Origin of the sequence: Sphingomonas sp. BK235 (genome assembly GCF_004345855.1) — a bacterium.
In the GTDB taxonomy this organism is placed as follows: Bacteria; Pseudomonadota; Alphaproteobacteria; order Sphingomonadales; family Sphingomonadaceae; genus Sphingomonas.
Window position 1 is genome coordinate 259,939 of the sequence record NZ_SLXN01000007.1, and the last position, 10,059, is coordinate 269,997.

The 10,059-nt window shown below is 71.9% G+C and carries 7 protein-coding genes; 1 reads left to right on the plus strand and 6 read right to left on the minus strand.

Features of this window, described 5'->3' with window-relative positions; translation table 11 throughout:
* Positions 1-49: 49 nt before the first annotated feature.
* Both EV292_RS17905 and EV292_RS17910 read right to left on the minus strand, forming a co-directional pair.
* A complete protein-coding gene (locus tag EV292_RS17905; RefSeq protein WP_132910598.1) occupies positions 50-955 on the minus strand; it encodes a LysR family transcriptional regulator in 906 nt (301 codons plus the stop codon).
* A gap of 69 nt (positions 956-1,024) precedes the next feature.
* The gene (locus tag EV292_RS17910) at positions 1,025-2,224 is read right to left on the minus strand and encodes an MFS transporter (RefSeq protein WP_132910599.1); all 1,200 of its coding nucleotides are present in this window, start codon (positions 2,222-2,224) and stop codon (positions 1,025-1,027) included.
* Positions 2,225-2,357: 133 nt separating this feature from the next.
* Here EV292_RS17910 and EV292_RS17915 point away from each other — a divergent pair, with 133 nt between their 5' ends.
* The gene (locus EV292_RS17915; RefSeq protein ID WP_132910600.1) at positions 2,358-3,410 is read left to right on the plus strand and encodes a LacI family DNA-binding transcriptional regulator; all 1,053 of its coding nucleotides are present in this window, start codon (positions 2,358-2,360) and stop codon (positions 3,408-3,410) included.
* Between the two features lie 16 nt (positions 3,411-3,426).
* Here EV292_RS17915 and EV292_RS17920 read toward each other — a convergent pair whose 3' ends face one another.
* The 4 genes from EV292_RS17920 to EV292_RS17935 all read right to left on the minus strand — a co-directional run bounded on the left by EV292_RS17920 (position 3,427) and on the right by EV292_RS17935 (position 9,817).
* Positions 3,427-5,370: an EAL domain-containing protein gene (locus tag EV292_RS17920; RefSeq protein ID WP_132910601.1), complete on the minus strand. Its 1,944-nt coding sequence runs from the start codon at positions 5,368-5,370 to the stop codon at positions 3,427-3,429.
* Positions 5,371-5,443: 73 nt separating this feature from the next.
* Positions 5,444-7,858 (minus strand): DUF3772 domain-containing protein, encoded by a 2,415-nt coding sequence (locus tag EV292_RS17925; protein WP_132910602.1) that lies wholly within the window; start codon positions 7,856-7,858, stop codon positions 5,444-5,446.
* An 89-nt stretch (positions 7,859-7,947) separates the two neighbouring features.
* Complete coding sequence (locus EV292_RS17930; RefSeq protein ID WP_132910603.1) at positions 7,948-8,802, minus strand: manganese catalase family protein; 855 nt, start codon at positions 8,800-8,802, stop codon at positions 7,948-7,950.
* Between the two features lie 157 nt (positions 8,803-8,959).
* Positions 8,960-9,817, minus strand: a complete 858-nt coding sequence (locus EV292_RS17935; RefSeq protein ID WP_132910604.1) for an SDR family oxidoreductase — start codon at positions 9,815-9,817, stop codon at positions 8,960-8,962.
* Positions 9,818-10,059: the final 242 nt, after the last annotated feature.

Consider the following 10,059-nt stretch of genomic DNA (forward strand, 5'->3'; position numbering starts at 1 on the left):
GGCGGGGGCTCCTTCCGGCGGCGGGCGCGATATGGCCGCCCGCCGCCGGTCAGCCCAGCGGGCGCCGCTCGCGAATATGGTCGGCGAGCAGGCGCAAGGCGGTGGGAACCTGGCGCCGGCTCGAATAATAGAGGTGGTAGCCGCCCCCGGTCGCCGCCCAATCTTCCAGCACCAGCCGCAGCGTCCCCGCGGCGAGCGCGCCGGCGAACACCGGCTCGGGCCCATACATCAGCGCGCTGCCCGCGCACGCCAGCGCCACGCCGGTCTCGGTATCGTCGATCGTCAGCGCGCCTGGGACGTCGATCGCCATCTCCTCGGCGCCATGCTCGAACTCCCAATGATAGATCCGCCCGGCACCCTGGCGCAGCCGGACGCAGCGGTGCCGCGCCAGGTCGCGCGGATGCGCCGGCGTGCCGAAGCGCGCCAGATAGTCGGGCGCGGCGGCGACCACCCAGCGGATGTCGCGCGAGAGACGCAGCGCGATCATGTCCTCGGGCACCGTCCCGCCGTAGCGGATGCCCGCGTCGAACCCCTCGCCGACGACGTCGACCATCCGGTTGCTCGCCACCACCTCGACCTCGATGTCGGGGTAGCGCTCGACGAAGGACGGCAGCACCGGCGCCAGCAGCAGGCGCGCCGCGTCGACCACGACGTTGAGCCGGATCCGCCCCGCCGGCGCGTCGCGGAAGCGGTTGAGCGCCTCGATCGCGCCATCGATCGCGCGCAACGGGTCGCTGATCGAGTCGCGCAGCTGCTCGCCGGCGGCGGTGAGCGTGACGCTGCGGTTGGTGCGGTGGAGCAACCGCACGCCCAGCCGCGCCTCCAGTCCCTTCATCGAGTGGCTCAGCGCGGAGGCGGTGACGCGCAGCTCCACCGCCGCGCGCGCGAAGCTGAGATGGCGCGCGATCACCAGGAAGTAGCTGAGATCGGGGAGATCGGCACGGCCGCTGGGCATGGAGCCGATGTGCGACGTCGCGACCGCGCTGGCAACCGTGCTGCGGCGTGGGCGGCGGCGTCGGGGACGTCAGCGTCGCGCGCGCACCAGCATTACCGCCACGGTGCCGAGCGCGGTGAGCACCGCGAGCACCGTCAGCAGCAGCGCGAAATCCTGCGGGGTGGCGAGCGTCCAGGTCAGCAGCGGCCCGATCAGCGCGGGGATGGTGTTGGTCAGGTTGAGCAGGCCCAGGTCGCGGCCGCGCCGTCGTGGATCGGGCAGCAGCTGGAGCGCGAACGCCGAGTGGAGCGCGAGGAAGATCGCCGAGCCGACCGAATAGGCGCCGAAGCCGATCGCGGCGCCGGTCGTGTCCCCCGCCAGGGCCATGGCCGCGAGTCCCGCCACCGCGACCGCGCCCGCACCCAGCAGGAAGGGCTTGCGCCGCCCGGCGCGATCGGACCATCGCCCTACCAACAGGGCGAGCGGCAGCGGGATGACGTAGCAGATCGTCAGCAGCGTGCCGACCTGACGCGCGAGCGTCAGCTGGCGCTCGCCCGGCGCGACGCTCTCGAAGACGTAGAGCAGGTAGAGCGATAGCGCCGAGCTGGCGAGCTGCATCAGCAGGCGTGCCGCGGCGGCGATCCACAGGTCGCGGCGCGGCAGCATCGCCGCGCCCGACGGTGCGGCGGTGGCGCCGGCCTCGCCGCGCAGCAGCAGCAGCGGCAGCAGCGCCAGGGTCGCGAGCAGCGGGATGATCGCCAGCCGCGTCGCATCCCCCATTGTCTCGTCGGCGACGAGGAGCGCGGAGACGAAGGCGGCGGCGGGATTGCCGAGCGCGAGCAGCGCCGCGGCCACGCCCTTGCGCTCGTCGGCGACCTCGTCCGCCATGATCGGCAGCAGCGGCGCCAGCACCGCGTTGATCGCAAGCTGGAACAGGACGATCGCCAGCACGATCGCGACGGGTCCCTGCGCCGCGGCGACCAGCGCATAGCTCACCGCGGTGGCGACGAGGCCGCCCGCGACGAACCGTCTCCGCCCGCCGCCGCGCGCGACCGATCGGTCGCTGAGCCACCCGAACAGCACGTTTCCCGCGCTCGCGGCCACCGCTCCCAGGATCGCGGCGAGGCTGAGCACGGGGATGCGCGCGTCACCGGCGACCGCGTGGATCTTGAGGGGCAGCAGCAGGGTCAGCAGCGGCAGATAGCCGATCACGCCGCCCGCGTTGGCCAGCGCGAAGGCGAGCAGGAACCAGGTCGGGCGCGCGGGACGGGAGAGAGCGGGCAGGGGCATCGGCGCCGACATGATAGAGCCGTGCCGCGATGGCGCCACCCGTCACGATGCCGCGCGTGTTGGCGATGGCGGCGCGTCGCGTGCTTGGCTATGGCGGGCGCCGGGGATGCCGTAACGGCGGGGGAAAGCGAGAATGGCGCGGCGACGTCAGTCGGTCACGATCAAGCATGTCGCGGCGGACGCGGGGGTGTCGCTCCAGACGGTCAGTCGGGTCATCAACAACGAGCCCAACGTGCGCCCGGCGATGGTGGAGCGGGTGCGCGAGTCGATCGCGAAGCTCGGCTACGTTCCCTCGCTCGCGGCGCAGCGCATGGGAGGGTCGCGCAGCTATCTGATCCTCGCGCTCAACGACCGCGACCGCACCATCGCGGACTGGCGCGCGCGCCAGGGCACCGACTGGGTCGACCAGATGCTGCTCGGCGGGATGCTGACGTGCGCGCGCCACGGCTACCGGCTGCTGCTCGAGCTGGTCGACACGCATAGCGACCGGATCGAGCGCGAGCTGGCCGCGACGATCGCCGCGCTTCAGCCCGACGGCGTGATCCTGACCCCGCCGCATTCGGACAATCCGGTGATCGCGTCCCTGCTCGATCAGCACGATATCGCCTTCGCGCGGATCGGGGCGCAGGGGGGTGGCGCCGGCATCGCGCTGTCGATGGCGGACGAGGCGGGGGCGCGGCGCGCGACCGAGCATCTGCTCGCGCTCGGCCACCGCCGGATCGGCTTCATCGCGGGGCCGGACGATTATGCCGTCAGCGCGCAACGCGCCGACGGCTGGCGTGGCGCGATGCGCGAGGCCGGCCTTCCGTATGACGGGCTGCTGGCAAGCGGCGACTTCGATTATGCGAGCGGGCGCGAGGCGACGCTGCGGCTGCTCGGCGCGACCGTGCCGCCGAGCGCGATCATCGCGAGCAGCGACAAGATGGCGATCGGCGCGCTCGCCGCGGCGCGCGAGCGCGGACTGGACGTCCCCGCCGACCTGTCGCTGGTGAGTTTCGACGACACGCCGATCGCGCGCTTCGCTCACCCGCCGCTGACCGCGATGGAACAACCGATCGCCGCGGTCACCGCGCGCGCGGTGGAGCTGATCATCGCGCAGCTCAGCGGCCGTGCCCGCCCCGTCGCCCCCGTGGTGATCGCGGGCGAGCTGATGGTGCGCACCTCCACCGCACCGCCGCGGGTTTGAGCCGCGGGCGGCGCGGTCAGGCCGCGGCGCGCTCGCGCGCTCCGTCGCGCAGCAACGCCGGCACCGCGTCGAGCGCGATCGGGGGCGAGAACAACGTGCCCTGCGCGCGGGCGCAGCCGATCCGCAGCAGCGTATCGAGCTGCGCCGAGGTCTCCACCGCCTCGCCGACACAGTCGAGCGCGAGCGAGCGGCACAGCGCGACCACCGCCTCCGCCAGCGCCGCGCCGGAGCCCGCGGGCATGTCGCCGATCAGCCGCCCGTCGAGCTTGACCGTGTCGAGCGGCAGCTCACGCAGCAGGTTGAGGCTGGCGCTGTCGGCGCCGAAATCGTCGAGCACCACCTTCATCCCGCGCGCGCGCAGCTGCCCCAGCGCGCGCGCCGCGGCGGCACGGTCGCGTGCCACCGCGGCCTCGGTCACCTCGACCCAGATCCGCTCGGGCGCCACGCCCGCCGCGGCGATCTCGCGCTCGATCGCGGCCAGTGCGGCGGGCGAGTGGAGGTCACAGGCCGAGAGGTTGAACGACAGCGCGAGCGACGGCGGCAGCCCGCGCAGCGCGGTGAGCCCGCGGCGGAGCAGCGTCAGCGTCACCGCATGGACCAGCGAGCAGCGCTCGGCCGCCGCGATCAGCGCCTCTGGCGCGATCTCGCCCAGCTGCGGGCTGTGCCAACGGGCCAGCAGCTCGATCGCGGCGACGGCGCGCGTGGCGGTGCTGACGATCGGCTGCGCCACCACTCCCAGCTCGTCGTCCAGCACCGCGCCGCGCAGCGCGGCCTCGATCGCGCGGTCGTCACCGATCGCGCGGGCCATCTCCGGGGTGAAGACGCAGGTGCCCCCACTGACGCGCTTGGCCTGATAGAGCGCGTAATCGGCGCGATCGAACAAGGCGTCGGCGTCGCCCGCTGGCGAATCCGAACACGCCACACCCAGCGACCCGCCGACGCACAGCCGCAGCACGCCGAGCGACACCGGCGCCGCGATCGACTGGCAGAGCCATGCCGCCGCCGCGATCGCCTCGTCCTGGTCGCCCGTGATGAGCAGCCCGAACTCGTCGCCGCCGAGCCGGTAGATCGTGGTCGCGGGGTTCGCGAGCGACTGCATCCGCCGGGCCAGCGCGATCAGCAGCCGGTCGCCGACCTGGTGGCCGTAGGTGTCGTTGACCGGCTTGAAGCGATCGAGGTCGAGCAGCCCGACGACGAAGCGCGGCGAATCGGGCGCGGTCGCGAGGCGGTGAAGATCCTGCTGGAAGCGCCGTCGGTTGGGGAGCGCGGTGAGGCTGTCGGTCAGCGCCAGCCGGCCATTGTCGGCGTTGAGCCAAGCCAGCTCGGCATGTTGCTGCTCCAGCGTCGCGCGCGCGGCGACCTGGTCGCGGAACAGCGCGAAGCCGTTGAGCAGCACGCGCATCAGCACCGCGACGACGAGCGCGACATTGGTCGCGATCACCGCGAACATGATCTCGTAATGCGCGAAGCAGGAGAGCACGAAGGCCGGCACCACCATCACCGCCACCAGCACCGCGGCCTGGGGCAGCACCATCAGGCAGAAGACGCAACCGATCACGGTGGTGGACAGATAGACGGCGGCATGCGCCTGTTGCGCCGGCCCGCCATACCCCATCAGCAACAGCGCCCAGACCAGATAGGCGGTGGCGACCGGCGCGGCCAACGCGGTGATGACGCGCAGGTGGCGCCGCGCCGCGATCGGACCGGGGACCGTACCCAGGCGCGCCACGCGCGCCCAGCGCACCAGCCGCACCGCGGTGAACAGGAACAGCAGCGCCGGCACCGTGACGGTGAGCAGCGCGGGCGCGCTGGCATGATGCGTCATCGCCACCGCGAGCGAGTTGATGAGCAGCAGACCGTAGAGCAGCGGCACCTGGCGATAGAGGTTGGCGGCCTGCGCGACCGCGAGCCGCGGGTCGTCGCCGACCCGCGCATACCAGCGATATATCCGACCGACCATCGCGTCCTGCTCTCCCCCCGGGGCGCACGCGTCCCATTCCGCGCGGGCATAGAGCGATCGCGCGCGGGTTTCACTAACCCGGCGGTAGGGATTCCTTCCAATTGCCCGCGCGCGCCGGATCGGCGGAGAGCAGCTCGAGCCGCTGCGGCACGGTGCCCAGCTCGATCCCCTCCTCACGGAACCGCCGCAGCAGCACCGTGAACACGGCGCTGCGCGCGCCATAGGCGGCGCGGGGGGAGGGGACGTGGGCGAAACAGTTGAAGAAGATGCGGCCGTCCGCGATCGAGTCGATGAAGATCGCGGGCGCGGGATCGTCGAGGATCGCGCTCTCCTCGCCGAAGGTCTGCGCCACGATCGCGCGCACCTTGTCGGCGTCGCTCTCCAGCGGCACCGAGAATTGCACCTGGATACGCCCGAGCGGACTGGCCAGCGTCTTGTTGAGCACCGACTTGGTGATCAGCTCGGAATTGGGCACGATCAGCGTCGAGTGATCGGCCAGCCCGATCTCGGTCGAGCGCACGCTGATGCGCTTGACGTCGCCCTCGTCGGTGCCGACGCGGATCCAGTCGCCGATCTTGATCGGGCGCTCGGCGAGAAGGATCAGCCCCGACACGAAATTGGACGTGATCGCCTGCAGGCCGAAGCCGATGCCGACCGAGAGCGCGGAGAGCAGCAGCGCGATCCGCTCCACCCCGATGCCGAGCGAGGCGAGCGCCCAGATCACGGCCAGCGCGACTCCGACGTAACGCGCCACCAGACTGACCGAGTTGCGCCCCGAGCCGTCGAGGTCGGTGGCGGGCAGATAACGCTGCTCGAGCCAGCGCATGAACGCGCGCACCAGCGCCAGCCCGACGAACAGCACGACGACGCCGCGCAGGATCGTCCCCGGCGATACCGCGATCCCGCCGATCTCGATCCCCTGCGCGAGGCTGCCGACGCGCGCGATCAGCGCGCCGATCCCGCCCCCGCCGCTGAACGGCGAGAACAGCAGGCCGAAGGCGGTGAGCGCGAGCACGACGCGCAGCACGCCCGAGGCGAGCACCCCGAATTGCTCGATCAGCGCGGCCCGCACACCCAGCGCGCGCGACAGCGTTCGCCCGACCCCGCCCTCGCGCGCGAACACGGTGGTGGCGACGTCGTCGATCGCCGCCATCAGCAGGAAGGTCGCGCTGCCCAGCACCAGCCCCCAGGCGACGATCGACACCGCGAAGCGCGCGAGGCCGAGATAGCCGAGCAGCAGCGCGACCGTGGCGACCACCACCACCGCCCAGGCGACCAGCGCGGCGGCGCCCAGCCCCGCGCGCGCGGGTGCCTGCTCCTCCTCCGCCCGCGCGGCGCGCAGCCGGCCCAGCGCCACCAGCGCGGCGATCAGCAAGGCGACGTGGAGCAGCGCGACGATCGCCTGGGTCGCGCTCAGCGCGGCGGCGCTGGCGCCGACGGCGCGATTGAAGCTGTCGACCATGATCGCCAGGAAGGCGACCGCGGCCAGCAGCCAGCTGAACGGACGCAGCTGGCGCGCGACATCGTCCGCGATCGGGGCGACTCGCCAGCTCGGCTGGTTGCGCATCAGCAGCGCGCCGGTGACCGAGGCGGTGAAGCCCGCGAAGGTGACCGCGGCGACGAAGGTATCGGCGATCGCGCTCCACGCGCTGGGCACCAGCCCAGACCAGCGCAGCCCTTGGATCAGCGCGACGCTCGCCAGCAGCGGGGTCAGCGTGCCGACGAGTACCCGCCAGATCGCATTGCCCGAGCGGCGCACGCGATGCCCGGGCGCGTCGTCGATCAGGAAGCGCAGCCCGACGCGATGCGTCGCGGCGCGCCCCGGTCCGATCAGCGCCAGCGCGACGATCGCGCCGAGCAGCGCGGGCCAGGGCCAGGTGTCGCCCCGACCGGCGGCGATCTGGCGCCTCCCCTGCGCGACGAAGCCGCTGATCCGGCGCAGGTCGCGCGGTGCGGACTGGAGCACCGCGGCCCAGAAGCCGGGCGACAGCGGCGAAGGGACATGCGCCGCGATCGTCTGGCTGAACTGCTCGGCCTCGCTCTGGTTGATCTCGTCGACGAGCTGCTGCGCCTCGACCACGATCAGGCGGCCGCGTTTGCCGTTCGAGTCGATCGCGGTGCGCTGGCGCGCCAGCCGCGCGCGTTGCGCGGCGAGGTCGGGCGCGTCGCTCGCGCTGGCGGGACCGAGCTGTGCGGCGCGCGCGTCGATCAGCTCGAGCTGATCGGCGAGCTGGTCGGCGGCAGCGGCGGCGTCCTCGCGCGCGGCATCGACGCGCTCGCGCAGCGCGTCGCGCGTCGCGCGGTCGCGCGCGTCGTTCAGCGCGCGGTCGACCGCGCGCACCTCGCGCTCGGCCGTGACGAGCCGCGCGGTGGCGGCGGCGACCGGGTCGGGCTGCGCCGAGGCCAAGGGCGCGAGGAGCAGCGCGGCGAGCGCCAGCAGCAGGAGCGCAGCGACGCGCGCGCGGGCGAACAAAGGGGGACACGTCATCGCCGCCGCGTTAGCAGAGCGTGGGGGAGCGCCGCCAGTCGCCCCGCCGGCTGGCGCGGCGGCGTCACGCCCGCGCGCTCGCCCCAAGGTCAGCCCGTCTGCTCGACCTGCGCCATGCCGTCGGGCCGTGCCGCGCCGAGCTCGGGCTCGCCGCCCAAAGGCTCATTGCGGAACACCGTGAACTCGCCACGCCCGTCGATGCTCGGTCCGCTGGTCCAGCGCCCTTCGGGGTAGCTGCCGTCAAGCGAGGTGACGAAGAAGTCGTAATTATGCTCCTGGTCCTCCTTCTCCTGCGGGAAGGAATTGGGGATCGGCAGCTGGGTCGCGGCGCCGCCGAGCTCCTCGATCACCGCGAGCCATTGCTCCTGGTGCATCGTGTCGCGCGCGATCATGAAGTGGAGCATCTTCTTCATGCCCTCGTCGCGCGCCGCATGGTAGAGGCGGGTCGCGAGTACGCGCCCGGTGCTCTCCGCGGCGACGTTGCAGTACATGTCGGCGGCGATGTTCCCGCTGGCGTAGATGTGGCTCATGTTGAACGGCACGCCGTCCGAATCGACCGGCATCGCCGCGAGCCCGGTCGAGAGCAGATTCTTGTGGATCAGCCCCTCGATGATGTGGCGCGGCCGCTCGCCGCCCATCACCGCACCGACGATGCTGTCCGCGGCACCCTCGGCCTGGAGGCTCGCGGGGGCCTTGTCGAGGTTGAGCGCCACCGCGGTGGCGAGCATCTCGATATGGCCGATCTCCTCGGTGGCGGTGTGGAGCAGCATGTCGCGGTACTTCGGCGTGGGCGCGCGATTGCCCCAGGCCTGGAAGAAATATTGCATGCAGACGCGGATCTCGCCCTCGACGCCACCGATCGCCTGCTGGAGCATCCGCGCGAAGGCGGGATCCGGCTCGGTCACCTGCACCGGATATTGGAGCCGCTTGTCGTGATAGTACATCGCGCGTCCTCGCTGTTGGGATGATCCCGCCCGGATCATCCGCCAACGGCTCAGCGCGCCTGAAGTTTACTAGGGTGGATTAGAATAACGGCGTTATTACAGCAACTTGCGTCAAGTTCGCGCGCCCGGAGCGCGGCGCTCCGGGCGCGCGCACCGCTCACAGGAAGGGGCGGCCGCCGGTCACCGCGATGGTCGCCGCGAGGATGTAGCTCGCCTCGTCGCTGGCGAGCATGACATAGGCGGGTGCCAGCTCGGCGGGCTGCGCGGCGCGGCCGATCGGGGTGTTCTCGCCGAAGCTCTTCACCTTCTCGGGCGGCATGGTCGAGGGGATCAGCGGCGTCCACACCGGACCGGGCGCGACCGCGTTGACGCGGATCCCGCGCTCGGCGAGCATCTGGCCCAGCCCGGCGGTGAAATTGTGGATCGCGCCCTTGGTGGTGGCGTAAGCGAGCAGCTGCTCGTTGGGCTGGTCGGCGTTGATCGAGGTGGTGTTGATGATCGACGACCCCTCGCGCATGTGCGGCACCGCCGCCTTGGACAGATAGAACATCGCGTGGATGTTGGTGGCGAAGGTCCGCTGCCACTCCTCGTCGGCGATGTCCTCGATCGTCTGGAAGCTGGCCTGGTGTGCGGCATTGTTGACGAGCACGTCGACCCGCCCGAACGCTTCCACCGCGCGATCGACGACGGAACGGGCATGCGCCGGGTCGCTGATGTCGCCGGGGACGAGCACCGCCTGGCGGCCGGCCTGCTCGACCAGCCGCTGGGTCTCGCGCGCGTCCTCCTCCTCGCTGAGATAGGAGATCAGTACGTCCGCGCCCTCGCGTCCGAAGGCGAGCGCGACCGCGCGACCGATGCCGCTGTCGCCGCCGGTGACGATCGTCTTCTTGTCGGTGAGGCGGCCGCGGCCGACATAGCTGTGCTCGCCGTGATCGGGGCGCGGGTCCATCGCCGCGGTGGTGCCCGGCATCGGCTGCTGCTGCTCGGGATAGGGCGGGGTGGGGCGGTCGGTCACGGTGCGATCTCCATGTTGGGTCGGGCACTCAACCGATCGGCGCGGCGGCGGCGTTCCGGGCTTTGACGTGAATCAGCCAGTCTTGTCCGGCGGATGAAGCGCGTGACGAACTGACATCGCCGCGCCAAAAAACTGTCATCGAATCGCTTGACCGGTGGGAACGCCCTCCATATATGCCGCTTCACCGGACGGGGGGTGCTGCTGAGGCGGCGCTTCTGGGACGGTCGCCAGATAGGAAGGAC